Consider the following 26,480-nt stretch of genomic DNA (forward strand, 5'->3'; position numbering starts at 1 on the left):
TACAGCATCGGCAGATTTTTCGAGGAATGTGCTGTGTAAGCCTGTCGCTTGGGCTTTTTTGCTGTGCGCGTTCAAGACGCAGCCACGTTCTGCTTTACTCAAGGCTCGCCTGCTGGCTGGCCGCCCGGATCATAGGGGAATGGCGTAATGGCAACGGTAGACCGCTGGCTCTTGCCAGATGGCATCGAAGAAGTACTTCCACCTGAGGCAGCCCGCATCGAAGTGGCGCGCCGTCAGGTGTTGGATCTGTTCCAGAGCTGGGGCTATGAGTTCGTCGTCACTCCGCATATCGAATACCTGGAGTCCCTGCTGACAGGGGCTGGCCAGGATCTCGACTTGCGTACCTTCAAGGTTATTGACCCGCAAACGGGTCGCCAGATGGGTTTTCGTGCCGACATCACGCCGCAAGTGGCGCGCATTGATGCGCATACCCTGCGTCGCGAAGGCCCAAGCCGTCTGTGCTACGCCGGTAGCGTGCTCCATGCGCAGCCGCGTGCGTTGTCATCCTCGCGCAGCCCGATCCAGTTGGGTGCCGAGTTGTATGGCGATGCGAGCCCTAGCAGCGACGTTGAAGTCATCAGCCTGATGCTGGCGATGCTGCAACTGGCCGATGTGCCGGATGTGCACATGGACCTGGGGCATGTTGGTATTTACCGTGGTCTGGCCCGTGCGGCCAACCTGTCGGTTGAAGTGGAACAACAATTGTTCGACGCCCTGCAACGCAAGGCGATCGACGAAGTAACGGCCTTGACCGAAGGTTTGCCGGCTGATTTGGCAGGCATGCTTCAGGCATTGGTTAGTTTGTGTGGCGGCCGCGAAGTGCTGGTTGCTGCGCGTGAGCGTCTGGCAAAGGCTCCGGCCCCCGTGCTGGCTGCTCTGGATGACCTGGTGGCGATTGCCGAGGGGTTGTCCGTGCGTTTCCCGCAGTTGCCGCTGTATTTTGACCTGGGTGAGTTACGTGGTTATCACTACCACACAGGTGTGGTGTTTGCGGTCTTTGTACCGGGCGTTGGGGACTCCATCGCCCAGGGCGGTCGTTATGACGATATCGGTGCTGTTTTCGGACGTGCCCGTCCGGCTACCGGTTTCTCGACCGATCTGAAAACCCTGGTGACCCTGGGGCGTGCTGAAGTCGAGCTACCGTCTGGCGGTATCTGGATGCCTGACAGCACAGACGCGGCACTCTGGCAGCAGGTTTGCCAGCTTCGCAGTGAAGGTCAGCGTGTGGTTCAGGCGTTGCCTGGGCAACAGCAGGCTGGGGCCCATGAGGCAGACTGCGACCGCCAATTGATTCAGCAGAACGGCCTGTGGCAAGTAGTGCCGCTGGTTTCTTGAGTTTTCCTGCCGGCGGCTGCCGGCACCAAGTTTGCGCGAATGAGGACAAGTGTTATGGGTAAGAATGTCGTAGTCCTGGGCACCCAATGGGGTGATGAGGGCAAAGGCAAGATCGTTGATCTGCTGACCGAACATGCTGCCGCTGTAGTGCGTTACCAAGGTGGCCACAACGCTGGCCACACGCTGGTAATCGACGGCGAAAAAACCGTATTGCACCTGATTCCGTCGGGCGTGTTGCGCGAAGGCGTGCAATGCCTGATCGGCAACGGTGTCGTGGTTGCTCCCGATGCCCTGCTGCGTGAAATCATCAAGCTGGAAGAGAAAGGCGTACCGGTGCGCGAGCGCCTGCGTATCAGCCCGTCCTGCCCGCTGATCCTGTCCTTCCACGTTGCGCTGGACCAGGCGCGTGAAAAGGCCCGTGGCGAGCTGAAGATCGGTACTACCGGTCGCGGCATTGGCCCGGCTTACGAAGACAAGGTTGCTCGTCGTGGCCTGCGTGTTGGCGATCTGCTGAACATGCCGCGCTTTGAAGCCAAGCTGCGTGAACTGGTGGACTACCACAACTTCATGCTGGTGGGTTTCTACAAAGAGCCAGCCATCGATTTCGACAAGACCCTGGCCGAGTGCAAGGAATACGCCGAACTGCTCAAGCCGCTGATGCTGGACGTGACTGCCGAGCTGCATGACCTGCGTCGTGCTGGCAAAGACATCATGTTCGAAGGCGCCCAGGGTTCGCTGCTGGACATCGACCACGGTACCTATCCGTACGTGACCAGCTCCAACACCACTGCTGGCGGCGTTGCCACCGGTTCGGGCGTTGGCCCGATGTTCCTCGACTACATCCTGGGCATCACCAAGGCTTACACCACTCGTGTAGGTTCGGGTCCGTTCCCGACTGAGCTGTTCGACGACGTCGGCGCTCACCTGGCCAAGCAAGGTCACGAGTTCGGCGCTACCACCGGCCGTGCTCGTCGTTGTGGCTGGTTCGACGCCGTCATCCTGCGTCGCGCTATCGATGTGAACAGCATTTCGGGCATCTGCCTGACCAAGCTGGACGTACTCGACGGTCTGGAAACCATCAACATCTGCGTAGGCTACACAGACGCAAATGGTGTTGAAATTGCTCCGACCGATGCTGACAGCTACGTAGGCCTTCAGCCTGTGTACGAAGAAGTGCCGGGCTGGACTGAATCGACCGTGGGTGCCAAAACCCTGGAAGAGCTGCCAGAGAACGCACGTGCTTACATCAAGCGCGTTGAGGCACTGATCGGGGCGCCGATCGACATTATCTCGACTGGCCCGGACCGCAACGAAACCATCGTTTTGCGTCACCCGTTCGCTTAAGTCGCTGTCGATGTAAAACAAAAGGCCCTTCGGGGCCTTTTGTTGTTTCTGCCTGTTGTGCGGCACGACCCTTGCTGTGATAACCGTCAATAAGCGTGCTATCAAAATAATGGCATCTAAGTGGAGGGTTTTCTGTGTCTGCCGTTCTCTCACTGTTACAAAGCCGTCTGCTTCGGCCTGTATTCGTTACCCTGGGTATCGCTCTTTTGGTGCAAGTGCTGGTGGCTGTCGCACTGACGCGCAGCACGGTGACGGCCCTGGAGTCCGATCTGGACACCCGTCTGGGGGCTGACAGTCAAAAGCTGACGGCCGAACTGGAGCAGGCCGGCCGTGAAGTCAAAAGCAGCCTTGAAGCGCTGTCTGCCAGTACCCGTCAGCGTCTCACCGCGGGCCTGGAGCCGCGCTTGAAAGACGAGCAAATGCAACTCAAGCAAGCGCTGGAGAAGAACCTGCAGGATTCGGCCAACGACATGGCGCAATTGCTGGCCGCCGTGGCGCCCCGTGCCATCTGGGACAATGACGTGCCCACGCTGTCCGATTTCGCCCGTCGCGCTCAGCGCAATCCCAATGTGTTGTTCGTGGTGTATGACGACGCTACAGGTCAACATCTGACTCGATACCTCAATCGCGATATCCCGATCAACCAGGCCCTCCTGGCCAAGGGCAGGGGGGAGCGGGCGCTGGATAAAGTTCTCGATGCGGCCCGTCACGATCCGTCGGTGTACTACCTCGAAGCGTCCATCAACCCGAATGGGGTCGAAATCGGCAAAGTACTGATGGGGGTTTCCACTGCCTCGGTTGAGCAGGATCTGGCCGCACTCGATAAACGTTTTGCGACCCTGATCGTCAACAGCGAGCAGTTGGTCGGTGAGAGCCTGCAAGGCGCTGCCAGCGACAGTTCGGCGGCACTGGGGGCACGGCTGGAGTCGGCGCAGGCTGCTGCGGCACAGATGCAGGCCAACACTGCGCAAACCGTGCGCGAGGCGGCTGACACTTTGCGCTGGCGCATTGGCATGGGGCTGGCGGTTGTGGGCCTTGGGGTGTTGCTGTTGCTGGCCGTGGTGCTGGGGCGGCGTGTGGTCAACAAGTTGCTGTTGCTGATTGCGGCCCTGGATGATCTGGCCGCGGGCGAAGGTGATTTGACCAAGCGTGTGGGCCTGAACAGCAAGGATGAAATCGGCGACATGGCGGCGGCGGTCAATCGCTTTGTCGACAAGCTGCAGCCCATCGTGCGTGAAGCGGGGGATGTGGCGCAGCGTACCGGCATCGAGATCGGCGTGATGACCCTGCGCAACGCGGGCGCGGATGCTGCCGCGAAACTACAGCGTGATGAGGTCGCGCAAAGCCTGCACGCGCTGTCGACCATGGCGGATGCGGCGCAGTCCGAAAGCCAGGCAATGCAGGCTGCGCTCAAGCAGGTGGTCGATATCCGTCAGGCCACGGATGAAAACACTCGCACCTCGGCCAAGGTGGGCGGCCTGATCGAGGCGCTGGCAGGGCAGGTAGGCGAGGGCGCCAAGGTCATTGAGCGCCTGGCACAACAAAGCGAGCAGATCGAAGTCGTCCTGACGGTGATTCACGGCATTGCCGAGCAAACTAACTTGTTGGCACTTAACGCGGCCATCGAGGCGGCGCGGGCGGGTGAGACGGGGCGCGGTTTTGCGGTGGTGGCAGATGAGGTGCGGGCGCTGGCCAGCAAAACCCAAAGCTCCACAGGGGATATACAGGCCCATATCGTGGCATTGCAGCAGGGCGCGAAAGAGGCTGTTGCGGCGATTGGTCTGGCAGGGCGTCAGGCCAATGAGGGGTTGGCTGTGCTGCGTGGCAGCGTTCAGTTGCAGCAAACCGTACAGACCTCGGTCGAACAGGTGCACACGGCCATTGGCGAGGCCACCAAGGCGGCAGAGCATCAGGCACAAGGTGCGTATGCGGTGCGCGGGCGGGTTGAGGTGATCCACGCCCAGGCCGAGCGTGCGGCCGAGGCCGTGACCCAGACCACGGCCAGCGGCAAGGTGCTGGACGGGTTGGCGGCGCAGCTCAAGGCGAGCCTGGGGCAGTTCAGGGCGTAAAGAAGCAACATGATCCCGTAGCAGCTGCCGAGGGACGACGGCTGCGTTCGGCGGCGCAGCCGTCGTAAAGTCAGAGTGCTCGGTGTAACTGTTAAACCGTGTGCTCAGGTTTTACGATCGCTTCGCAATCGGACGTAGCCTCGCAGGCTCGGCAACTGCTACGAGCCTCTTGGCGTTTAGCGGCTCAAATACATCTTCGTGGTGAGCAAGTACACCGGTAGCCCCGACACTAGAATCAACAACGCCGCATAAGGCGCCGCCGCTGCAAATTCTATATTCGAGGTATGGGACCAAACCTGCGTCGCCAAGGTGTTAAGCCCGGTGGGGCTCAGCAGCAAGGTGGCGGTCAGCTCCTTCATGGCATCCAGAAACACCAGGGCAAACGCTGCCCCCAGGGCCGGGAAGATGATCGGCAGCGTTACCCGGCAAAATGCCGAAAACGATGTGGCACCCAACGTGCGGGCCGCTTCTTCCAGTTGCGGTGCTGCCTTGTTCAGGGCTGTGCGGATCGGTGCCTGCGCCAACGGCAAAAACAGCAGGGCATAGGCAATCAGCAGCAACGCTGAAGTCTGGTACAGCGCCGGCACGAAGTGCAGGGCGAAGTACACCAGCGCCAGAGCAATGACCAGCCCCGGCAGGGCGTGCAGCAGGTACGGCAAACGTTCCGCCCAGATCGCCAGCGGGCCTTTGTAGCGCACCACCAGTAATCCAACCGGCACGGCCAGGACCAGGCACAGCGCTGCGCCGCCCAAAGCCAATGACAGCGACGAGAGCAATGCCTCGCCAATCTCGGCCATCGGGAAAGCGGCCGAGCTGCCCTTGACCAGCCAGTACACCAGCATGCCCAGCGGGATGCCGCTGCCAACCACTGCCAGCGCCAGGCAATACAGTTGCCCCGGCACCGACCACTTGCCCAGGCGTACTTGTTCGGCGTGGCGTGCCGCGCCCTGGCCGATGCGAATATGGCGACCCTTGCCGCGCACTTTCAACTCCAGCCATAACAGGCTCAGGCACATCACCAGCAGCACCGCAGACAGCATCGCCGCGTTGGCGTTGCTGAACTCCAGCTCGAACTGCTGATAAATCGCCGTCGTGAAAGTTTGCAGCCCAATGATCGACAGTGCGCCGAACTCCACCAGCATATGCAGGGCAATCAACAATGAACCGGCCAGCAGCGAGGGCCAGAGCAGTGGCAGGGTGATGTTGAAAAACACCCCCCAGCGGTTCTGTCCCAAGGTACGGGCCGACTCTTCCAGGGCCGGGTCAAGGTTGCGCAGGGTGGCCGCGACCGGCAGGAAAATCAGCGGGTACTTGGACAGGCTCATCACCAGGATCGCTCCGCCCAGGCCTTCAAAGCTGGCGCTCAGGGAGACCCAGGTAAAGCTGCTGACGAACGCCGGCACCGCAAACGGCAGGCACAGGATCACACCCCACAAGCGCCGTCCCGGCAGGTTGCTGCGTTCAAGCAGCCAGGCCAGGGACAGGCCGATCAGCGCGCAGGTCACGGTGACGCCGACCATCAACATCAGGGTGTTGCGCATCAGGCCAAAAACGTAGGGTCGCCACAACAGGTGCAGTGCTTCAGACCATCCGGCTTGCCAGGCCTTGGTGCCGACATACAGCAGCGGCAACAGGCTCAGGCCCACCAGTAGCAGGACGGGCAACAACAGCCAGATCGAAGGCTTTTTGCGGGTGGGCGTAAAGCGTGCAGGTTGGGCGCCAGACAGCATCAGAGCAGGCCTACATCACGTTCGAGGTCCAGCGCTTCTTCCGCGTTGCCCAGGTCGGCCGGGGTCACTTTTGGCGGTTGCAGCTCTTCAAATGGCTTAAGGCCGCGCTCGGACACCATGCCTTTGCGCATCGGGTATTCAGCGGTGGTGTTGGTGATGACGCGCTGGCCTTCTTCACTGGCCATGTAAGCCAGCAATTGCTGGGCTTCCTTGGGGTGTTTGCTGGCCTTCAGCACGCCAGCGCTGGACACGGTCACCAAACCGCCCGCATCGCCATCGGTGAAGTAATAAAGCTTGGAGTCCAGTTGGCCCTTCTCGCGCTGCAAGGCAAACCAGTAGTAGTTGTTGACCAGAACCGCGGCCACTTCACCGTTTTCTACTGCTTTGAGCGCCACCATGTTGTTGGTGTAGGTCTTGCCGAAAGCGCGCAGGCCGGTCAGCCATTCTTCGGCGGCTTCGCGTCCGTGCAGTTTGATGATTGCAACGGCCTGTTCCTGGAAAGCGCCGCTGGTGGGAACAAAGCCGATCTTGCCTTGCCACTGCGGATCGGCGAAATCCAGTACCGACTTGGGCAACTGGTCTTCACTGATCTTCTTCGGGTTGAACGCGACGACGCGGGTACGCGCAGTGACGCCGATCCAGGTGCCGTTGGCCGCTACATACTCCTTGGGCAGTGCTTGCAGCGTGCTGTCATCGGCCTTGGCCAGAAAGCCTTGCTCACCCAGGTTGTTCAGCGGCGGCGATTCTTCTGCGTAGAACACGTCCGCAGGCGAGCGGTCGCCTTCTTCCATGATCTGGCTGGCCAGCTGGTTGCTGCTGCCCTTGCGCACGTTGACGTGGATACCGGTCTTGGCCTCGAAGGCCTTGGCGAGGTTGTCGCCGACTTCCTTGTGCTGGCCGTTGTACAGCGTCAGCGACACAGGTTCGCCAGCGTGGGCGGGAGAGGTCAGTGCAAGACCAAGAATGGAGAGAGTCAGACCGCGCAGTAGGGATGTCGCAAGCCGGGTATTTCGGAGCATCATTCGCTGGGTTCCTCGCTTGGGTACTACAAAACTTGTAACAATAATAAACGATATCGTTTCTCAAGTGCGCTTGACCCAGCGTCCAATTGTGCCAGCGCGACGAAATGTGATGCTGGCGACTCGTTCTGCTTTTGTGGGAGCGGGCTTGCTCCCGATACAGGCGACGCGACCTGCCAGTAAAACCGGCAGCGAACCCATCGCGAGCAAGCCCGCTCCCACAAGGCAGGGTGCTGCCTACAGCGTGTCCAGAAAGCTGCGCAAGGCTCGCAGTTCGTCCTTATCCATGTTCAGCGCCTTGAGCCGCTCGCTTGTACGCGGAAACAGCGGGTCATCGACCTGTTGCGCGTTTGGGCGCGGGCGGGGCATGCCCATGTTGTAGAACGCCAGGGTGCCTTCCATGTTCACGAACAGACCGTTGTGCATCCACGGCCCGGTTTTCATCAGCAGTCGCAACGACGGGGTGCGGAATGCGCCCACGTCCTCAGGTTTGCGCGTCACCTCGTAGCGCCCCAGGTCTTCGTATTTACGCCCGTAGTAACTCAGGCCGACGTTATGAAACTGCTCGTCGCTCAGGGCCGGGCCAAAATGACAGTTCATGCAGCGCGCCTTGGTGCGAAACAGGTGCAGGCCGTAGAGCTGCTCCTCGCTCATGCGTTGCGGGCGCCCGCGTAGCAGTTGTTCGAAGGGGGTATTGCGTGTGGCGCTCACCAGTGTGCGCTGAAAGGTGGCCAGGGCCTGGGCGGTTTGCTGCGTGGTGATCGGCCCCGGTCCGAAGACCTGTGCAAACTGCTCGCGGTAGGCGGTGTCGGTATTGAGTCGTTGCAGCAGTTGCGGGATGTCGAATGCCATTTCCACCGGATCGACGATGGGGTGCATGGCCTGTTGTTCGAGGTTGCCGCCTCGCCCGTCCCAGAACAGCGCCGTGCTGTAGCCGCTCATTACCAGGCTGGGAGCATTGCGCCGACCGCTCTGGCGGTCATGACCGAACGACACGCGGCGGCCATCGGCAAAGGCCATATCGGCCTCATGGCACGACGCGCAGGCAATCTGTCCGGAGCGCGACAACGTGGGGTCGTTGAACAGTTTTTTGCCCAGTGCGGCCTTGGGTTCGCTGAAGGGGTTTTCGGGAGGTGCGGGAGCGTGTGCAGGCAAGGCGGCCATTTCCTGCCAGTCCACATCGGTATCCACCTGGGGTGCGGGCCATTGGGCGACGGGCTGCCGGTACTGTTGGGCGATGCACGCCTTGTAGTTGGCGGCCTGTTCATCGCAGGCGCTTGCATTCAGGGCCAGGCTGCTTAGGGTCAGGCCGACGAAAAGGGCTGCAGGTTTCAAAACGTGTACCCCACTTCGAGCATGAATTGACGGCCGACTTCATAGGTGGCCAGGCCGCTGGTCTCGGTGGCGCCGACGATCTTCTTGTCCAGTAGGTTGGTCACGTCGAGGTTGACGAACACCGTCTGCTCCTTGGCGGTGGGCATCTCCCAGGCCAGGCGGGTGTCCCAGGTCAGCGCTCCGGAAAAGGGTGTCTGTGCCCAGACATAAGCGTCCTTTCCCTCGTGCTGGACTTTCTTGCCCGTGGCGGCGATGCGGCGATAGCCGTCGCGATAACGCAAGAAATTGCTCCAGGTGAGATGCAGTGGCTCGATTTCAGTGAGGGTGGTCAGGCGCGCAGTCCACGGACGGTTGTAGTTGGCCGCTGGCATGTCGGAGTACTTCATGAACTTGCCGTCGTACTGGATGGTCGGGTCTTCGACGTAGGTGGCGCCAATATTGGCGGTGTAGCTGGACAGTCCGGTGTTGTGGATTTTGCTCCAGTCCATGGCGAACTGCCCTGAAGTGCGGGTGCTGCCCAGGGTAAGGGCTTGTAACGGGGTGATGGTCAGGGTGTAGATGTCGGCGTCGCTTTTGCCGCCGTTGTAGTAGGTGTAGTAGTTGGCTGCCAGGGTGGCCGTGTCATCGGAGGGCTCGCCGATTTGCGAGCCCCAGGCGCGGCTGACTTGCTCCCGGCCCATGCGTTTTACGTATTTGACGGCGAACTCGGTGTTCCATTGCACATGGCTCAGGCCCAGGGTCAGTTCGTCATCGTAAGGTACTTTGAGCTGGTTGAATTTGCTGTCGTTGGCCACTCGCTTGGTCAGTACCCAGTCGGAGGTCTGGCTGGCACGGGTGTATTCGGTGCCCATGGCGGCGACGCCGTCACGCAGGCGGTAGGTGTACAGGTTGCGTCCGTAGTAGCGGTTGGCGCCGCCGGTGATGCGGGTCAAGCTGTCGCCGAAGACGTCCAGTTCAATCGCCAGGCGCGGTGCCACGGTGGTCTGGTTCATGTAGTCATCTCCGTCGATCCGCACGCCGGGCCTTACGGTCAGGCGCTTGTAGCGCATCTCGTCTTGCAGGTACAACGCCCAGGTGCGGGTGTCGAGGCTGGTTTTGCCCTGGCTCAGGGTTTTCTTTTTAGCGTACTGGCCGTCCCACCCATCGGTGAGGGTGGTGCCCATCGAACAGTAAGGGTCATTGCCCACGCAAGCGCTTGTGGCGGCGACGGTGTAGCTGTTGTATGGCGTGTTGCGCTCATAACTGGCGGTGTTTTGCGACAGTTCCAGGCCGGTTTGCAAGGCGTGGTTCACACCCAGCCAACTGAAGCTGTTCCAGTCGGCCTTGAGCTTGTAAGCCAGGCTTCTCTGGGTTTCTTCAATATCACCAAAACCGCCCTCGGTAGCCGCCCCTGAGGTGCTCCAATTTTTGGTTGTGGAGGTGCGCCAGAAAACCATGTAGTCGCTGTCGGAGTAGCGGGAGGTGTTCAGTTTGCTCCAGCTCAGGTTTTGTTCTACTCGGGCCAGCGCAGCATTCCACACCAGCCGTGCGCTGAGGCTATCGCCGCCAGCCTCCATTTCGCGAGCGGAGAAGATTGCGCTGGGGCCAAATGTCTTGGCGGTTTCCGGGGCGTGGGTCAGGCTCACGTCCAGCTTCCAGTCCTCGTTGACCTGCCAGACAGCCTTGAGAAAGTAATTGTCGATGCGTCGGGTCTGTACTTCAGCCGCATTGGCCGTATCGGTCTGGTTGGACACGGCAAACACGCGGGTGGGCATGGTCGAGTCCTTGCGCGAAAAACTGCCCAGCAAACCGAAGTTGTCGCTCAAGTGCCCTTCGAGGGTGGCGCGGGTGATGATTTTTTTAAAGTCGGGTTGGCTGTTGTTGCCAAAGCCGGCCTCGAAATTGTCGAGGTCCGGGTCATCTTCATTCAGGTGATAGCGGGTCCATTCGGAGCGTGACATCTGTACCGAGAGCTTGCCGTGAAAGTCGGCCTTGGGGTCGCGGGTATTGGCCTGGACCACGCCGCCGTTAAAGCCGCCAAATTCCACGGGTACGTTGCTGTCGTAGACCTTGATGTCCTGGAGCAGATCGGTATCCAGTGCCAGCCCCTGACTGCGGCCCGGCATTTCATCGAAGTCATCGTTGGTGCCACCGGGATCCAGGTCGTTATTCATGCTCATGCCGTCAACGATAAACAGGTTTTGCCAGGGCCTAGCGCCGTTGATGCTGATATCGGCAGGGGCAATTTCCCCCGGGGTCTTACTGCTCAGTTGGTTGTTATCGAACTGTACGTTGGGGTTGGTGCGCAGCAGGCTGGTGATATCGCCATTGCCTGAAGGCAGGCTTTCGATCATATGCCGGTCAATGACCTGCTCGCCTTGGAACACCGAGTCTATGGCCGTGATTGGCGTGCTTTTGATTTGCAGTACATCGTTTTCAGCAGGCGGCAGGATGGAGGCGCTGTCGGCGGAGGTGACCTCCCATTGCAGGCCGCTGCCGCGTAGCAGGCGGGCCAGGGCTTTCTCGGGGCTCATGCTGCCATCGACGGATGAACCGCTCAGGCCGGTGAGCAATGCGCTTTCCGCGCTGACCTGCCAGCCCGACTGCTGGGAAAACGCAATCAGGGCGCTGGCCAATGGCTGGGCCGGGATCTGGAAATGCAACGGCAATTGCTGTTGTTTTGTTTGCACGTTGGACACAGGACTGGCGCCAATGGCCAGCGCAGGCAACCCAAGCAGCAGGGCCATGGACAGCGATCGGCAGCGCAGGAGGCTGACGCATTGCAAACGCAAAGAGGGCATGAAGTGACCTACGAAATGAAACGCCATAGTCACTAATGCGAATCCTTATCAGTGACGTTCGTAGGTAAAGACTCTTGGTGCCGCAGGATTTCCAGAAATAAATGAAAATAGTTTTAAAAGGCTGCCGGAGTGAGGTGCAGCTGTTCTGAGATGACTAAGGCTTGGTCGAGACGATCAGGGTATACGGCACGCTGTCTTGCAGGCGCCCACCCAATGGGGCGATTGCGGCCTGCAATGCGCTTTTTGGATTGCGCAAGTTCAGGGCGGCGGTGATGCGGCGTTGGCCCAGTGCCTTGTCGGTCAGCACAATCAGGCCGGGCTGATAGCGGCGCAACTGCATGATCACGTCATCGATCGATTGATCAACAGCCACCAGCTGCCAGCGCCGCCACGGGGCGATTTGCTCCGGGGGCAATTGCGCGATGCGGGTGTGCTGATCGCTTGCAGTGAAGTGCAGTTGATCGCCCTGGCCCAGCAGGTGTGTGGACGAGGTCGAGGATTGCGGTGTTTGCACGACAACCGTGCCGCTCTCGACGCTGACATCGACGCCGTTGTCGCCCAGATTGACCGCAAAGGCAGTGCCGGTCACGCGAACCCGCACGTCGCCGGCGTTTACGTAGAAGGCGCGGTTGGCATCGTGTGTCACCGAGAAAAAAGCCTGTCCGCGCACCAGCGTGATTTCTCGCTGTTCAGGATTGAACTGCACGTCAGCGAGGGTATTGCTGTCCAGAAGCATCTGGCTGCCATCACTCAGCGCGATGGTGCGGTGTTCAGCGATTGGGCTGCGGTAGTCGGCCTGCATCGCTTGCCAGTCGGGGCCCCACATCAGCAGGGCGCTCGCGGCCACGGCAGCGCCGACCAGTGTTCGCTTGCGCCGGCTCAGGGGTGTGGGAGGGCGTAGAGTCACCGGCGCGGGCACTGCGGCAATCGGCGAACTCAAGGCTTCACCGCTCAAGCGCCAGACTTTCAGGGCCTTGCGATACGCCGCGTCATGTTCGGGGGCGCTGGCTCGCCAATGACTCAAGCGTTCGGCCAGTTCGTGGTCGTGGGGGTTCTCTTGGATCAGCAGCAGCCAGTCCAGTGCGGTTTCCCAGATCGGGTTCGGATTGTCAGTCATCACTCAGTTGTTCCGCGCAGTAGGTCAGGGCGTCGCGGACCAATTGGTGGGCCAGGCTCACGGAGATTCCAAGTTGTGCACCGATTTGTTGAAACGTCAGGCCGTTCAGTCGATGCAGTACAAAGGCCTGTCGCGTACGCTCAGGCAGGCGCGACAGAGCATGTTGCAATTTGCGCAGTTCGTCCAGATGCAGGGCTTGCTGCTCGGGGGACGGGGTGCTGGAAATATGCTCGTCCAGTGATTCACTGCGTGTGGTGTGGCGGTTTTCCAGGGTTGCCCGGCGATTGAGGTCGAAGGCCAGGTTGCGCACGATGCGATAAAGGTAGCCGACCGGCTGCGTCAGCGGGATCAGGTTGTCCGCGCCTTGGCTGAAACGAAGCCAGGCTTCTTGAACCACGTCTTCTGCCTTGGCCCGACAGCCCACGATAGGTGCGGCGTAATCGACCAGGGCAAGGCGATGCGTGAGGTAGAGCTGGAGCCTGTCGTTGTTGTCGGGCACGAGAATCCGGGTGGGCGCGCTAGCGATCTGAAGGTGGCCGGATATTAATGCGGATGAGATTGATTATCAAATGCGACTTTGGGATCGCTGATAAAGAAATCTTGGGGGAGGGTAAGCAATTGCGGAAACTAAAAAGCCCGCTTTCGCGGGCTTTTAGAGTGGTTATACAGCGTAAATCTGTAAACCTGAATTGGTGCCCAGAAGAAGACTCGAACTTCCACGACCTTGCGGTCACCAGCACCTGAAGCTGGCGTGTCTACCAATTTCACCATCTGGGCAGTATCAGCAACGTTGCCGCTGTTGATGTGGCGCACTATACGGAGAGCTTTTGAATCTGTAAACCCCTGTTTTAATTTTATTAAATCAGGGGCTTATGAATATCTGAAATGCAAAAACCCGCTTTCGCGGGTTTTTGTGTGAGGGCCAGAGTTGTACTACTCTGACTCTCTGAATTGGTGCCCAGAAGAAGACTCGAACTTCCACGACCTTGCGATCACCAGCACCTGAAGCTGGCGTGTCTACCAATTTCACCATCTGGGCAACATCTTCAACGTTGCCGTTGTCGATGGCGCGCACTATACGGATGACCCTTTGACCTGTAAAGCGTTGTGATTAAAAATATTGAAAATTTTTCGCGAACGGTTGGCTGGTAGCGTCAAAGCGCGTCATTAAGGACTATTAAGGCCCAGTGTGGCCCTGAAATTTCCCGTTTCAATACGCGTATGCCAAACTAACCCGCATATAGACAAGGTGAAAACTATCTAATGGCCGATTGGCAGACCCTCGATCCCGAGGCCGCACGTGAAGCGGAAAAATACGAAAACCCTATCCCTAGCCGCGAACTGATCCTTCAGCATCTGGCCGAGCGTGGCTCGCCTGCTGCTCGCGAACAGTTGGTGGAAGAGTTCGGTCTGACTACAGAAGACCAAATCGAGGCCTTGCGCCGTCGCCTGCGAGCGATGGAACGTGATGCCCAATTGATTTACACGCGCCGTGGCACTTATGCGCCGGTGGACAAGCTCGACCTGATTCTCGGCCGCATCAGTGGTCACCGCGATGGCTTCGGCTTCCTGATCCCGGATGATGGCAGTGACGATCTGTTCATGAGCCCGTCGCAAATGCGTCTGGTGTTCGACGGCGACCGTGCGCTGGCCCGTGTTTCGGGGCTGGACCGCCGTGGGCGTCGTGAAGGCGTGATCGTGGAAGTGGTCTCGCGTGCTCACGAAACCATCGTGGGTCGCTACTTCGAAGAAGGCGGCATTGGCTTCGTAGTGGCCGATAACCCGAAGATCCAGCAGGAAGTGCTGGTTACGCCGGGTCGCAACGCTGGCGCAAAAATTGGCCAGTTCGTCGAAGTGAAGATCACTCACTGGCCGACGCCGCGCTTCCAGCCGCAAGGTGATGTGCTTGAGGTCGTAGGAAACTACATGGCCCCAGGCATGGAAATCGATATTGCCCTGCGCACGTACGACATTCCCCACGTCTGGCCGGAAGCTGTCCTTAAGGAAGCGGCCCGGTTGAAGCCGGAAGTCGAAGAAAAAGACAAAGAGAAGCGCATCGATCTGCGTCATCTGCCGTTCGTCACCATTGACGGCGAAGATGCCCGCGACTTCGATGATGCGGTTTTCTGTGAAGCCAAGCCTGGCAAGCTGCGCCTGTTCTCCGGTGGCTGGAAGTTGTACGTGGCGATTGCCGACGTTTCCAGCTATGTGAAAATCGGTTCCGCTCTGGATGCCGAAGCGCAGGTTCGCGGTAACTCGGTGTACTTCCCTGAGCGCGTGATCCCGATGCTGCCTGAGCAGCTGTCCAATGGTCTGTGCTCCCTGAACCCGAAAGTCGACCGTTTGGCCATGGTTTGCGAGATGACCATCTCCAAAACCGGCGAAATGACTGATTATCAGTTCTATGAAGCGGTGATTCACTCCCAGGCACGTCTGACCTACAACAAGGTCAGCACCATCCTGGAACAGCCAAAAACCACTGAGGCCAAGCAACTGCGCAGCGAATACGCTGATGTCGTGCCGCACCTCAAGCAGCTTTACTCGCTGTACAAAGTGCTGCTGGCCGCTCGTCATACCCGTGGCGCGATTGATTTTGAAACGCAGGAAACCCGGATCATCTTCGGTACCGAGCGCAAAATCGCTGAAATTCGCCCAACCACCCGTAACGACGCGCACAAGCTGATTGAAGAGTGCATGCTGGCAGCCAACGTGGCCACCGCTGAATTCCTCAAGAAGCACGAAATTCCTGCGTTGTATCGCGTTCACGATGGTCCGCCACCGGAGCGTCTGGAAAAACTGCGCGCCTTTCTGGGTGAGCTGGGCCTGAGCCTGCACAAAGGCAAGGATGGTCCGTCGCCGAAGGACTACCAGGCGCTGCTTGAAACCATCAAGGATCGCCCGGATTTCCACCTGATCCAGACCGTGATGCTGCGTTCGTTGAGTCAGGCGGTGTACAGCGCTGATAACCAGGGCCACTTCGGCCTGAACTATGAAGCCTATACCCACTTCACTTCGCCGATTCGTCGCTATCCGGATCTGTTGACGCACCGTGCAATTCGCAGCGTGATCCATTCCAAAATGGACACCCCGCACGTTCGCCGTGCTGGCGCGATGACCATTCCGAAAGCGCGTATCTATCCGTACGACGAAGCGATTCTGGAGCAGCTCGGCGAGCAGTGCTCGATGAGCGAGCGCCGTGCTGACGAAGCTACGCGTGACGTGACCAACTGGCTCAAATGCGAGTTCATGAAGGATCGCGTCGGCGAGTCGTTCCCTGGTGTGGTGACGGCGGTGACCGGTTTTGGTCTGTTTGTGGAGCTGACCGATATCTATGTCGAAGGCCTGGTTCACGTAACCGCCTTGCCGGGTGACTACTATCACTTCGACCCTGTGCATCACCGCCTGGCGGGCGAACGCACCGGTCGTAGCTTCCGCTTGGGCGACACCGTTGAAGTGCGGGTGATGCGCGTCGATCTCGACGAACGCAAGATCGACTTCGAAATGGCGGAAAAAACCCTCAGTGCACCGATTGGTCGTAAAAATCGCACCACTGATGCGCCCAAGGCCAAAAATGCCGGCAAGTCGGGCACCAAGGTCACTGAAAAGCCAGTCGAGCCAGCACCTGCGGCACGACGCAGCGCGCCAGCCAAGGCTGTGAAAAAGTCGACCGACGACGCCTATCGCCCTGGTGATGCCGCCGCAAAAAACGCCGAGCTGCGCAAGAGTCGCGAATTGAAACAGGCGCTGTTGGCCGAAGCTAAAAGCGGCGGTCGGACATCGGAGCCGGGAAAGTCGGGTAGGGCAGCACCTGCTAAAGATGCAGGCAAGCCTTCAAAACCGAGTAAACATCGTAAAGGCCCGCCAAAATCGGGCGCCGCTCCTGCTGCCAAAAGCGGCGGGTCGCGCAAACCTAAGGCCAAGTCATGAGTCAGTTGGAAAAAATCTACGGCATCCACGCCGTAGAAGCGTTGCTTCGTCATCATCCCAAGCGCGTAAAGCAAGTGTGGTTGGCCGAGGGTCGTAGCGATCCGCGCGTTCAAACCCTGATCGCGCTGGCTGATGAAAGCCGGGTGCCGGTAGGTAATGCCGAACGTCGCGAGATGGACGTTTGGGTTGAGGGCGTACACCAGGGTGTTGTGGCTGATGTGAGCCCGAGCCAGGTGTGGGGCGAGGCCATGCTCAACGAATTGCTGGATCGCACCGAAGGTGCTCCGCTGATTCTGGTGCTGGACGGTGTGACCGATCCGCACAACCTGGGTGCTTGCCTGCGTACGGCTGATGCCGCCGGCGCCTTGGCGGTTATCGTGCCTAAGGACAAGTCTGCAACGTTGACCCCTACTGTGCGAAAAGTAGCCTGTGGTGCAGCGGAAGTGATTCCGTTGGTTGCAGTTACCAACCTTGCGGCCACGTTGAAGAAGCTTCAGCAGCGCGGTCTGTGGATCGTCGGTACTGCCGGCGAAGCCGAGCAGGAGCTGTACGAGCAAGACCTGACCGGGCCTACCATCCTGATCATGGGTGCCGAAGGCAAAGGCATGCGTCGCCTGACGCGTGAGCATTGCGATTACCTGGTGCGCCTGCCGATGGCGGGCAGTGTCAGCAGCCTGAACGTTTCGGTAGCGACAGGCGTTTGCCTGTTCGAAGCCTTGCGTCAGCGCAGCGTCAAAGCCAAGTCCCCTGCGAAAAAGAAGTAACCGCAGACGGATTTAACGGTGGGAGCGGGCTTGCTCGCGATGCGTATCACGCGGTGTGTCTGGATGACCGCGTCGATGCCATCGCGACCCAGTCCGCTCCCATCGTTGTTTGAGGTGTTTGCAATGCAATATTGTTCAAATAATCACCAATTGCCTTGCGCCCCTGTTGTCCCTTCTCTACAATTGCGCCCCTTGCCGTCATGGCGGGCGCATATGTGCCTCTCTAGGCAAGACACACAAGTGTCATTCACTCCTTGTCTGACCGCTTTTTAGTTAGCGGCAGGCTACAACCCGTAAGGAGCATTCATGCGTCATTACGAAATCATCTTTTTGGTCCACCCGGATCAAAGCGAACAAGTCGGCGGCATGGTAGAGCGTTACACCAAGCTGATCGAAGAAGACGGCGGCAAAATCCACCGTCTGGAAGATTGGGGCCGTCGTCAACTGGCCTACGCAATCAACAATGTTCACAAGGCTCACTACGTGATGCTGAACGTTGAGTGCACTGGCAAAGCCCTGGCTGAGCTGGAAGACAACTTCCGTTACAACGATGCTGTGATCCGTAACCTGGTCATCCGTCGCGACGAAGCCGTAACTGGCCAGTCCGAGATGCTCAAGGCTGAAGAAAACCGCAGTGAGCGCCGTGAGCGTCGTGACCGTCCTGAGCATTCTGACAGCGCCGATGGCGATGACAGCGATAACAGCGACGCCAGCGATAACGCTGACGAGTAATCCACGGACCTTTTGAGGAGCCAATTACATGGCACGTTTCTTCCGTCGTCGTAAATTCTGCCGCTTCACAGCAGAAGAAGTGAAAGAGATCGATTACAAGGATCTCAACACTCTGAAAGCTTACGTATCCGAGACCGGCAAAATTGTTCCAAGCCGCATCACCGGTACTAAAGCTCGTTATCAGCGTCAGCTGGCCACCGCTATCAAGCGCGCCCGCTTCCTGGCCCTGCTGGCCTACACCGACAGCCACGGCCGCTGAGACCGGGCAGTCGACAAGTAGTAAAGGATTGAAAGCATGCGCGCCTTAGCTGAGTTCATCATGCGAGGCCGTGTGCAGGCCACGTTAGTCGTGGCCGGATGTGCGGCATTGCCGTTCTTGTTCTGGTTGAGTGCTGCTGCAGGTAGCCTTGTGCTCCTGCGGCGCGGTCCGAGAGATGCCTTGAGCATCCTCTCATGGGCTTTACTGCCGGCCTTGGTCTGGTGGTTTCTCGGAGAGCCTCGCACCCTTATGGTGCTGCTTGGAACTCTGGGGTTGGCGTTGATGTTGCGCGCCGAACAGTCCTGGAACCGCGTGCTGCTGGTCAGCGTAGCGTTGGGTGTGGTGTATGGCGTGATCCTGGGTACGGTTTTCCGCGAACCCATTGGTGCGATGGCGCAGGAGTTGGAAAAACTTCTGCCGCAGGTCCTCAATGGTCTCTACGACAAGTTATCTGACGTAGAGCGAGCGCGCCTTGGAGCACTGATTGCACCCGTCCTCACCGGATTGATTGCAGCTTTGATGCAGGTCGTCAGCGTGCTTAGCCTGATGCTTGGGCGTTATTGGCAGGCGTTGTTGTACAACCCGGGCGGTTTTGCCAGCGAATTTCGCAGCATCCGCCTACCGCTGGGACCAGCGCTCGTATTGCTGGCGTGCATGCTTGTAGGACCGAACTTCGGTCCTGAAATGGCCATGCTTACGCCGTTGTGCAGCGTAGCGCTGTTCTTCGCCGGGCTAGCCCTGATTCATGGGCTGGTGGCGCAAAAGCGACTGGCCAGGTTCTGGTTGGTGGGGTTGTACGTCACGCTGTTGCTGTTTATGCAGCTGATCTATCCGTTGCTCGTGGTTTTGGCCATTGTCGACAGCCTGATTGATTTTCGCGGACGTCTGGCACCGAAAAGTGCCGATAAAGACTCTGCGGACGGTGAAGGTTAAAAGTTAAGAGGATTTTCACATGCAACTGATCCTTCTGGAAAAAGTCGCGAACCTGGGCAACCTGGGCGACAAAGTAAATGTTAAGGCCGGTTACGGTCGTAACTACCTGCTGCCGTACGGCAAAGCTACCGCTGCAACCGCTGCCAACCTGGCTGCGTTTGAAGAGCGTCGTGCTGAGCTGGAACAAGCTGCTGCAGACAAGAAAGCTTCGGCTGAAACACGCGCTGCCCAACTGGCTGAGCTGGAAGTGACTATCACTGCCACCGCTGGCGACGAAGGCAAGCTGTTCGGTTCGATCGGCACTCACGACATCGCTGATGCACTGACCGCCTCCGGCGTTGAAGTTGCTAAAAGCGAAGTTCGTCTGCCGAACGGCACTATCCGCAACGTTGGCGAATTCGACGTGGCTGTGCACCTGCACGCCGAAGTTGAAGCAACCGTACGCGTTGTTGTGGTAGCTGCTTAAGCAGTCTTAACTGACTGGCACCTTGTGTGCCGGACGGTTAACATCGGGCACGATCCTGTTTACAGGTCGTGCCCTTTGTCTTTCTGCAGTTTCTGATTTTCATACTTATTCCAAGTGGCCATGAACGATATCTCCGCTCCTGAGCAATACGATCTACAAACCGCAGCCCTGAAGGTGCCTCCGCATTCCATCGAGGCCGAACAGGCTGTGCTCGGTGGTTTGATGCTGGATAACAACGCCTGGGAACGCGTGCTGGATCAGGTCTCGGACGGTGATTTCTATCGGCATGACCACCGCCTGATCTTCCGTGCCATCGCCAAGCTGGCGGACCAGAACTCCCCGATCGACGTCGTGACCCTTGCCGAGCAATTGGACAAGGAAGGTCAGACCTCGCAAGTCGGAGGTCTTGGTTATCTCGGAGAACTGGCAAAAAACACGCCGTCGGTCGCCAACATCAAGGCCTATGCGCAGATCGTTCGCGAGCGCGCCACCTTGCGTCAGTTGATCGGCATCAGCACCGAGATCGCCGACAGTGCCTTCAACCCCGAAGGCCGTAATGCTGCCGAAATTCTCGACGAGGCCGAGCGCCAGATCTTTGCGATTGCCGAGGCCCGGCCAAAAACCGGCGGCCCGGTCAGCGTCAACGATCTGTTGACCAAAGCCATCGACCGTATCGACACGCTGTTCAATACCGACAACGCCATCACCGGCCTGTCCACCGGCTACACCGACCTGGACGGCATGACCAGCGGCCTGCAGCCTGCCGACTTGATCATCGTCGCGGGTCGTCCATCGATGGGTAAAACCACCTTTGCGATGAACCTCGTTGAAAACGCAGTGCTACGCAGCGAAAAAGCGGTACTGGTTTACTCCCTCGAGATGCCAGGCGAATCGCTGATCATGCGTATGCTGTCGTCCCTTGGGCGTATCGACCAGACCAAGGTCCGGGCCGGTCGCCTCGAAGACGACGATTGGCCGCGCCTGACTTCGGCGGTCAATCTGCTCAATGACCGCAAGCTGTTTATCGACGACACGGCGGGCATCAGCCCATCGGAAATGCGCGCCCGTACCCGACGACTGGTACGTGAGCACGGCGATATCGGCCTGATCATGATCGACTACCTGCAATTGATGCAGATCCCGGGTTCGGGCGGTGACAACCGTACCAACGAGATTTCCGAGATCTCGCGATCCCTCAAGGCGCTGGCCAAGGAATTCAACTGCCCGGTAGTGGCGTTGTCGCAGCTCAACCGTTCCCTTGAGCAACGGCCCAACAAGCGCCCGATCAACTCCGACTTGCGTGAGTCCGGAGCCATCGAGCAGGATGCCGACGTCATCATGTTCGTGTACCGGGACGAGGTGTACCACCCCGAAACCGAGCACAAGGGCATTGCCGAGATCATCATCGGCAAGCAGCGTAACGGCCCTATCGGGACGACGCGCCTGGCGTTTATCGGCAAGTACACGCGCTTCGAAAACCTGGCGCCGGGCAGTTACAACTTCGACGACGATTAAGCACCCGGCGCTTCTCTGTGGGGGCGGGCTTGCCCGCGATTCAAGCGGCTCGGTATCTCTGTCCAGCCGCAGCGATTCCATCGCGAGCAAGCCCGCTCCCACAGGTGAGTGATCAATTCCGACCATCGCCGTCGGAATTGATCACTTTTTGTGCTATATTCCGCGCCCGCGAATTTCTTAGTAAATGCCGCGCCCCCATTTTCTGTACTCAACACCGGTCATCGACATGCAAGCAGCCAAGCCTCTATTTGACTATCCGAAGTACTGGGCCGAATGTTTCGGCCCAGCACCATTCCTGCCAATGAGCAGGGAGGAGATGGATCAGCTTGGCTGGGATTCATGCGACATCATCATCGTGACCGGTGATGCCTATGTCGATCATCCCTCGTTCGGCATGGCCATCATTGGTCGACTGCTGGAGTCCCAGGGCTTTCGCGTGGGCATCATTGCCCAGCCGAACTGGCAGTCCAAAGACGATTTCATGAAGCTGGGCGAGCCCAACCTGTTCTTCGGCGTCGCGGCCGGCAACATGGACTCGATGATCAATCGTTACACCGCTGACAAAAAGATCCGTTCCGATGACGCCTACACCCCTGGTGGCATGGCTGGCAAACGTCCGGATCGCGCCAGCCTGGTGTACAGCCAGCGTTGTAAAGAAGCCTACAAGAATGTGCCGATTGTCCTCGGCGGCATCGAGGCTTCCCTGCGCCGTATCGCGCACTACGACTACTGGCAGGACCGTGTCCGCAACTCGATCCTGATCGACGCCTGCGCCGACATCTTGCTGTACGGCAACGCCGAGCGCGCCATTGTTGAAGTGGCCCAGCGTCTGTCCTATGGCCACAAGATTGAAGACATTACCGATGTGCGCGGTACCGCGTTCATTCGCCGCGATACGCCTAAAGACTGGTATGAAGTCGATTCAACGCGTATCGATCGTCCGGGCAAGGTCGACAAGATCATCAACCCGTACGTCAATACCCAGGACACCCAAGCCTGCGCGATCGAGCAGGAAAAAGGTCCGGTTGAAGACCCGAACGAAGCCAAGGTCGTACAGATCCTGGCCAGCCCGCGCATGACCCGCGACAAGACGGTCATCCGCTTGCCCTCGGTCGAGAAAGTGCGTGGCGATGCGGTGCTTTATGCTCACGCCAACCGCGTGTTGCACCTTGAAACCAACCCGGGTAACGCCCGTGCGCTGGTACAAAAGCACGGCGAAGTGGACGTGTGGTTCAACCCGCCACCGATCCCGATGACTACCGAAGAAATGGACTACGTGTTTGGCATGCCTTACGCACGTATTCCGCACCCTGCGTACGGCAAGGAAAAAATCCCTGCCTACGACATGATTCGTTTCTCGGTCAACATCATGCGTGGCTGCTTCGGCGGCTGTACCTTCTGCTCGATTACCGAGCACGAAGGCCGGATCATCCAGAACCGCTCCGAAGAGTCGATCATTCGTGAAATCGAAGAGATCCGCGACAAGGTGCCTGGCTTTACCGGTGTTATTTCCGACCTCGGCGGCCCGACGGCGAACATGTATCGCATCGCCTGCAAAACGCCGGAAATCGAATCCGCGTGCCGCAAGCCGTCTTGCGTGTTCCCGGGCATCTGCCCGAACCTGAACACTGACCACTCGTCGCTGATCCAGCTGTATCGCAGTGCCCGTGCCTTGCCGGGCGTGAAGAAGATCCTGATCGCATCGGGTCTGCGCTACGACCTGGCGGTTGAATCGCCGGAATACGTCAAAGAACTGGTCACCCACCACGTGGGTGGTTATCTGAAGATCGCCCCGGAACACACCGAGGAAGGTCCGCTCAACCAGATGATGAAGCCGGGTATTGGCAGCTATGACAAGTTCAAGCGCATGTTCGAGAAGTACACCAAGGAAGCCGGTAAAGAGCAGTACCTGATTCCGTACTTCATTGCTGCCCACCCGGGCACCAAAGACGAAGACATGATGAACCTGGCGATCTGGCTCAAGACCAACGGTTTCCGTGCCGACCAGGTCCAGGCGTTCTACCCGTCGCCGATGGCCACTGCCACCGCGATGTATCACTCGGGCAAGAACCCGCTGCGCAAGGTCACGTACAAGAGCGACTCGGTGACCATCGTCAAGAGCGAAGAGCAGCGCCGTCTGCACAAGGCGTTCTTGCGTTACCACGACCCGAAAGGCTGGCCGATGCTGCGTGAAGCGTTGACCCGTATGGGGCGCGCCGACCTGATCGGTTCGGGCAAGGATCAACTGATCCCGTTGCACCAGCCTGCGACTGACAGCTACCAGAGTGCGCGCCGCAAAAACTCGACGCCCGCTGGGAGCCACAAGGTTGCCGGGGAAAAGACCACCAAGATCCTGACCCAGCATACCGGCCTGCCGCCGCGTGCCAGCGATGGCGGCAACCCGTGGGACAAGCGTGAACAGGCCAAGGCCGCCGCATTCGCCCGTAACAAACAGGCTGCCAAAGAGCGTCACGAAGCAGCCAAGGGCGGAAAAAGCCAAAAGCCGACCCGCAAGCCCGTAGTGCCGCGCTAAGTATCTGACGGCATTAACGTAACCCCTTGTGGGAGCGGGCTTGCTCGCGATTGCACCATCTCTCTCTGACAGACAGACCGAGTTGGCTGCATCGCGAGCAAGCCCGCTCCCACAAAGTGCCAACGCCAGCCTTCGGGCTGGCGTTGTGCTTTCTGCGCGCTGAGAAGCCTGCCACGGGTTTGTAGGCTGTTCGCTGTCGCAGAGTAAGGGGATGAGGTTTGAAGCGTCTGAGAGGGCAGCAGGCTAACTGCGAGGATCAACAGCCGGGCTGCTGATCCTGATCACAGATCCTGTGGGCCGGGTTGTGGATAACCGGGCCTAGGTAGGGCTCAAGCGGTTGGAGCTTTATCTTCTGTAGCGCCGGTATCTTCTGCGGCGCCTTCATTTTCGGTGTCGACGCCCTGGTCCAGCTCGGTGTCTACGATGCCGCCTTCAGCCGCCGCTTTCTTGCGTGCAGCCTTTTCCTCTTTCTTCTGCTCTTTAGCCAAGTCTCTTTGACGCTTAGCGAAGTTATAGTTTGGTTTGGCCATGGGCGATCCTCTTGGGGTCGAAGGTGAGGTTAAGCGGCGCGTATTCTGCCCTGTATTAGTGCTTAGCCGTTAGCTGGGTTTTTGCAAGGTTGTACTTTGCGCTAAAAATACGACTCTACACCCACCCAAAAGCCTGTTGTGGATTAAATCTCGGAGCAGAGGCGGTCATGGCCGCAAGCGCCACAGGCGTACGTGGCGAGCAAGCTGGTTATCAATGCAGGAAGTCCCATTACTTATTCCCCAATATTCAAAATGATGACCTAAGGTTATAGGCCTGAAGTCCATTTTGGGATGGATTCTCTCGATCGCGGCGATAGACCATGACGCAGATCATATGAATCGAGACAATTTTCAGGCAATCTGTATACAGATTTTAGTTTTTCATACCCTGCCTTGGAGATAGACCATGTTTGCCAAAGTTGTTGCGGTATCCCTTTTGACGCTGGCCAGCGGCCATTTGCTGGCGGCTGAGTGCGCTGTGACTGTCGATTCGACTGACCAAATGTCTTACAACACGAAAGAGATCGTCATCGACAAGTCCTGCAAGACGTTCACCGTTAACCTGACGCACTCCGGCAATTTGCCGAAAAACGTCATGGGCCATAACTGGGTCTTGAGCAAAAAGGCAGACATGCAGGCAGTTTCCACCGACGGTATTGCTGCCGGTCTGGATAAAAACTACCTCAAGGACGGTGACGAGCGCGTAATCGCCCACACCAAAGTGATCGGCGCCGGCGAGAAAGACTCCGTGACCTTCGACGTGGCCAAGCTCAAGGCGGGCGAAGAATATGAATTCTTCTGCACCTTCCCGGGCCACAACTCGATGATGAAAGGCGCTGTGGTTCTTAAATAAGACTCCGCGAGCCCACTAACAGCCCTGACGTGCCATGCGCCGTCAGGGCTGTTTGCATTCAGGCCTTTGAGTCGGTCATCTTGAAAATGCCCTGGGCGTTGCTGCTGTCGAAGTTCAGGTCGATCCGGCCAGTGTCAGGGTCGACCTCGCGCTGGATAAATTCCACAAACGAGCCAGGCACTGCGTGTTCGCGGTAAACCCCTGTTGCATCGACCAGGCCGCGACTGACCGTACAGGCGCGATACGCGGTTTGCATCACTCGCCCCGAGGCCGACACTTCAATGCTGTCTTTCATGGGGCGTTGCAGGTCGCGTTGTTGCGCGACGCAAGCTTGCAGATCCACAACCCGGTCGGTCAGGTGGTTGAAACTGTTGCCCTCAGTGGCAATCCAGGCCATTTCGGCACTTTCATTGAGCAGGCACTGGTAATCCCCTTCATGCACCACCCCATGTTGGCGACCGAATGCCTCATACAGCGCCGGCAATAACGTGTGCGCTTCACTCAGGCTGCAATGGCGGGTGAGGCTAAGGCGTTGCAGGATGCTTTGGTGTTCGGCTTGCAGCGGATCGAGGCTTGCGCCGACCACCCGTGTAACGGCCTGTTGAAACGCCTCGCTAAAACGGCCGGGGTGCAGTTCCGAGACAAAGAACTGGGCGATGTCCTCGGGCAGGTCCATTTGTCTGTAGCCCCAGCCGGTCATGTTCAGTTTGGTCAGTGGATAAGTTCGCACGTCAGTAAAGCCTAGCGGCTCCAGCAAACGCGAAAATGCCTGACGACCACGGGGTAACTCTCCGTTTTCGGGCCAATCCACCGTGCGAATGGCGCCGTGGTCGAACACCACTTTGCGACCTTGCCGGGCCTGTTCTTCCACATAGCGTCGGCCATCCGGCACGGCCTCTACCAGCTTGTGCAGCAGGCACAGGTTCAGCGCTTCGGCAAGCCAGGCCCGGTGCAGCGCCTGCTCATGCCAACTGAAGCGCAGCAGGCCTTCGGGCACCTCGACATGCTTGCGCAGCCAACCGGATGCCGGTTGACCGAGCAAAGAATCGACAAGTGAGAACAAACCATCGAAAGAAGACATGGGGCAGGGCTCTGGCGACGAAATAGACGCTTATCAAAGCCTTTGAGTGCGGGAGCCACAAGCGAAAAAAAATGCGGGGTTCATTCCGTTTTTTCAGGTGTGGTGATTACCGTGCTCAGGGTGATGGATGTTGACATTTTTTTTGACAATTAACGGAG

Annotated in this window: 20 protein-coding genes and 2 tRNA genes; 12 read left to right on the forward strand and 10 right to left on the reverse strand. The window is 58.6% G+C overall.

Going from position 1 to position 26,480, the window contains the following annotated elements; genetic code table 11:
• The first annotated feature begins 147 nt into the window (after positions 1-147).
• The 3 genes from AC19YQ_RS06245 to AC19YQ_RS06255 all read left to right on the forward strand — a co-directional run bounded on the left by AC19YQ_RS06245 (position 148) and on the right by AC19YQ_RS06255 (position 4,748).
• Positions 148-1,335 carry an ATP phosphoribosyltransferase regulatory subunit gene (locus AC19YQ_RS06245; RefSeq protein ID WP_339474802.1) on the forward strand — a complete coding sequence of 396 codons (1,188 nt, stop codon included), beginning with the start codon at positions 148-150 and terminating at the stop codon, positions 1,333-1,335.
• Between the two features lie 54 nt (positions 1,336-1,389).
• A complete protein-coding gene (locus AC19YQ_RS06250; RefSeq protein ID WP_019826237.1) occupies positions 1,390-2,679 on the forward strand; it encodes an adenylosuccinate synthase in 1,290 nt (429 codons plus the stop codon).
• Positions 2,680-2,813: 134 nt separating this feature from the next.
• Positions 2,814-4,748, forward strand: coding sequence for a methyl-accepting chemotaxis protein (locus AC19YQ_RS06255; RefSeq protein ID WP_500594797.1), 1,935 nt, complete (start codon positions 2,814-2,816; stop codon positions 4,746-4,748).
• A gap of 176 nt (positions 4,749-4,924) precedes the next feature.
• Here AC19YQ_RS06255 and AC19YQ_RS06260 read toward each other — a convergent pair whose 3' ends face one another.
• From AC19YQ_RS06260 to AC19YQ_RS06295, 8 genes are all read right to left on the reverse strand, one after another.
• Positions 4,925-6,478: an ABC transporter permease gene (locus AC19YQ_RS06260; RefSeq protein WP_500594798.1), complete on the reverse strand. Its 1,554-nt coding sequence runs from the start codon at positions 6,476-6,478 to the stop codon at positions 4,925-4,927.
• Positions 6,478-7,500 (reverse strand): iron ABC transporter substrate-binding protein, encoded by a 1,023-nt coding sequence (locus AC19YQ_RS06265; protein WP_133076636.1) that lies wholly within the window; start codon positions 7,498-7,500, stop codon positions 6,478-6,480. Before AC19YQ_RS06265 ends, AC19YQ_RS06260 begins: the two co-directional genes overlap by 1 nt.
• Before the next feature lie 234 nt (positions 7,501-7,734).
• Complete coding sequence (locus tag AC19YQ_RS06270) at positions 7,735-8,832, reverse strand: cytochrome-c peroxidase (protein ID WP_500594799.1); 1,098 nt, start codon at positions 8,830-8,832, stop codon at positions 7,735-7,737.
• Positions 8,829-11,558 carry a TonB-dependent receptor plug domain-containing protein gene (locus tag AC19YQ_RS06275; protein ID WP_500594800.1) on the reverse strand — a complete coding sequence of 910 codons (2,730 nt, stop codon included), beginning with the start codon at positions 11,556-11,558 and terminating at the stop codon, positions 8,829-8,831. Before AC19YQ_RS06275 ends, AC19YQ_RS06270 begins: the two co-directional genes overlap by 4 nt.
• A gap of 208 nt (positions 11,559-11,766) precedes the next feature.
• The gene (locus AC19YQ_RS06280; protein ID WP_500594801.1) at positions 11,767-12,729 is read right to left on the reverse strand and encodes a FecR family protein; all 963 of its coding nucleotides are present in this window, start codon (positions 12,727-12,729) and stop codon (positions 11,767-11,769) included.
• On the reverse strand, positions 12,722-13,228 hold the full coding sequence (locus tag AC19YQ_RS06285; protein WP_500594802.1) for a sigma-70 family RNA polymerase sigma factor: 507 nt from the start codon (positions 13,226-13,228) through the stop codon (positions 12,722-12,724). Before AC19YQ_RS06285 ends, AC19YQ_RS06280 begins: the two co-directional genes overlap by 8 nt.
• A gap of 191 nt (positions 13,229-13,419) precedes the next feature.
• A tRNA-Leu gene (locus tag AC19YQ_RS06290) sits at positions 13,420-13,506 on the reverse strand.
• Between the two features lie 175 nt (positions 13,507-13,681).
• Positions 13,682-13,768, reverse strand: a tRNA-Leu gene (locus AC19YQ_RS06295).
• A gap of 224 nt (positions 13,769-13,992) precedes the next feature.
• Here AC19YQ_RS06295 and rnr point away from each other — a divergent pair.
• The 8 genes from rnr (at position 13,993) to AC19YQ_RS06335 (ending at position 23,858) form a co-directional block, all read left to right on the forward strand.
• The gene (gene rnr, locus AC19YQ_RS06300; protein WP_500594803.1) at positions 13,993-16,656 is read left to right on the forward strand and encodes a ribonuclease R; all 2,664 of its coding nucleotides are present in this window, start codon (positions 13,993-13,995) and stop codon (positions 16,654-16,656) included.
• Positions 16,653-17,420: a 23S rRNA (guanosine(2251)-2'-O)-methyltransferase RlmB gene (gene rlmB, locus AC19YQ_RS06305; RefSeq protein WP_133076631.1), complete on the forward strand. Its 768-nt coding sequence runs from the start codon at positions 16,653-16,655 to the stop codon at positions 17,418-17,420. The genes rnr and rlmB overlap by 4 nt, the downstream gene beginning before the upstream one ends.
• 306 nt (positions 17,421-17,726) lie before the next feature.
• Positions 17,727-18,152 (forward strand): 30S ribosomal protein S6, encoded by a 426-nt coding sequence (gene rpsF / locus AC19YQ_RS06310; RefSeq protein ID WP_003439045.1) that lies wholly within the window; start codon positions 17,727-17,729, stop codon positions 18,150-18,152.
• A 28-nt stretch (positions 18,153-18,180) separates the two neighbouring features.
• A complete protein-coding gene (gene rpsR / locus AC19YQ_RS06315) occupies positions 18,181-18,411 on the forward strand; it encodes a 30S ribosomal protein S18 (protein WP_003171373.1) in 231 nt (76 codons plus the stop codon).
• A gap of 36 nt (positions 18,412-18,447) precedes the next feature.
• Positions 18,448-19,344 (forward strand): hypothetical protein, encoded by an 897-nt coding sequence (locus tag AC19YQ_RS06320; RefSeq protein ID WP_500594804.1) that lies wholly within the window; start codon positions 18,448-18,450, stop codon positions 19,342-19,344.
• 19 nt (positions 19,345-19,363) lie between these two features.
• Complete coding sequence (gene rplI, locus AC19YQ_RS06325; protein ID WP_003439047.1) at positions 19,364-19,810, forward strand: 50S ribosomal protein L9; 447 nt, start codon at positions 19,364-19,366, stop codon at positions 19,808-19,810.
• Between the two features lie 120 nt (positions 19,811-19,930).
• A complete protein-coding gene (dnaB, locus tag AC19YQ_RS06330; protein ID WP_095035110.1) occupies positions 19,931-21,325 on the forward strand; it encodes a replicative DNA helicase in 1,395 nt (464 codons plus the stop codon).
• A 226-nt stretch (positions 21,326-21,551) separates the two neighbouring features.
• Positions 21,552-23,858, forward strand: a complete 2,307-nt coding sequence (locus tag AC19YQ_RS06335) for a YgiQ family radical SAM protein (protein ID WP_133076628.1) — start codon at positions 21,552-21,554, stop codon at positions 23,856-23,858.
• A gap of 329 nt (positions 23,859-24,187) precedes the next feature.
• Here the strand turns inward: AC19YQ_RS06335 and AC19YQ_RS06340 are convergent, their stop codons facing one another.
• Positions 24,188-24,388 carry a hypothetical protein gene (locus AC19YQ_RS06340; RefSeq protein WP_500594805.1) on the reverse strand — a complete coding sequence of 67 codons (201 nt, stop codon included), beginning with the start codon at positions 24,386-24,388 and terminating at the stop codon, positions 24,188-24,190.
• Positions 24,389-24,794: 406 nt separating this feature from the next.
• On the opposite strand from AC19YQ_RS06340, the gene azu reads away from it, so the two are divergent.
• Positions 24,795-25,241, forward strand: a complete 447-nt coding sequence (azu, locus tag AC19YQ_RS06345; RefSeq protein ID WP_016783322.1) for an azurin — start codon at positions 24,795-24,797, stop codon at positions 25,239-25,241.
• Between the two features lie 58 nt (positions 25,242-25,299).
• Here the strand turns inward: azu and AC19YQ_RS06350 are convergent, their stop codons facing one another.
• Complete coding sequence (locus AC19YQ_RS06350) at positions 25,300-26,322, reverse strand: DUF1338 domain-containing protein (protein ID WP_500594806.1); 1,023 nt, start codon at positions 26,320-26,322, stop codon at positions 25,300-25,302.
• Positions 26,323-26,480: the final 158 nt, after the last annotated feature.

Source organism: Pseudomonas sp. MF06569 (genome assembly GCF_059862735.1).

Excerpts from the sequence above, each read along its gene's own strand:
- rnr (WP_500594803.1), top strand. The coding sequence starts at position 13,993 with ATGGCCGATTGGCAGACCCTCGATCCCGAGGCCGCACGTGAAGCGGAA.
- rlmB (WP_133076631.1), top strand. The coding sequence starts at position 16,653 with ATGAGTCAGTTGGAAAAAATCTACGGCATCCACGCCGTAGAAGCGTTG.
- dnaB (WP_095035110.1), top strand. The coding sequence starts at position 19,931 with ATGAACGATATCTCCGCTCCTGAGCAATACGATCTACAAACCGCAGCC.
- rpsR (WP_003171373.1), top strand. The coding sequence starts at position 18,181 with ATGGCACGTTTCTTCCGTCGTCGTAAATTCTGCCGCTTCACAGCAGAA.
- AC19YQ_RS06250 (WP_019826237.1), top strand. The coding sequence starts at position 1,390 with ATGGGTAAGAATGTCGTAGTCCTGGGCACCCAATGGGGTGATGAGGGC.
- AC19YQ_RS06350 (WP_500594806.1), bottom strand. The coding sequence starts at position 26,322 with ATGTCTTCTTTCGATGGTTTGTTCTCACTTGTCGATTCTTTGCTCGGT.
- rplI (WP_003439047.1), top strand. The coding sequence starts at position 19,364 with ATGCAACTGATCCTTCTGGAAAAAGTCGCGAACCTGGGCAACCTGGGC.
- AC19YQ_RS06320 (WP_500594804.1), top strand. The coding sequence starts at position 18,448 with ATGCGCGCCTTAGCTGAGTTCATCATGCGAGGCCGTGTGCAGGCCACG.
- rpsF (WP_003439045.1), top strand. The coding sequence starts at position 17,727 with ATGCGTCATTACGAAATCATCTTTTTGGTCCACCCGGATCAAAGCGAA.
- azu (WP_016783322.1), top strand. The coding sequence starts at position 24,795 with ATGTTTGCCAAAGTTGTTGCGGTATCCCTTTTGACGCTGGCCAGCGGC.
- AC19YQ_RS06340 (WP_500594805.1), bottom strand. The coding sequence starts at position 24,388 with ATGGCCAAACCAAACTATAACTTCGCTAAGCGTCAAAGAGACTTGGCT.
- AC19YQ_RS06335 (WP_133076628.1), top strand. The coding sequence starts at position 21,552 with ATGCAAGCAGCCAAGCCTCTATTTGACTATCCGAAGTACTGGGCCGAA.
- AC19YQ_RS06260 (WP_500594798.1), bottom strand. The coding sequence starts at position 6,478 with ATGCTGTCTGGCGCCCAACCTGCACGCTTTACGCCCACCCGCAAAAAG.
- AC19YQ_RS06280 (WP_500594801.1), bottom strand. The coding sequence starts at position 12,729 with ATGACTGACAATCCGAACCCGATCTGGGAAACCGCACTGGACTGGCTG.
- AC19YQ_RS06265 (WP_133076636.1), bottom strand. The coding sequence starts at position 7,500 with ATGATGCTCCGAAATACCCGGCTTGCGACATCCCTACTGCGCGGTCTG.
- AC19YQ_RS06245 (WP_339474802.1), top strand. The coding sequence starts at position 148 with ATGGCAACGGTAGACCGCTGGCTCTTGCCAGATGGCATCGAAGAAGTA.
- AC19YQ_RS06275 (WP_500594800.1), bottom strand. The coding sequence starts at position 11,558 with ATGGCCCTGCTGCTTGGGTTGCCTGCGCTGGCCATTGGCGCCAGTCCT.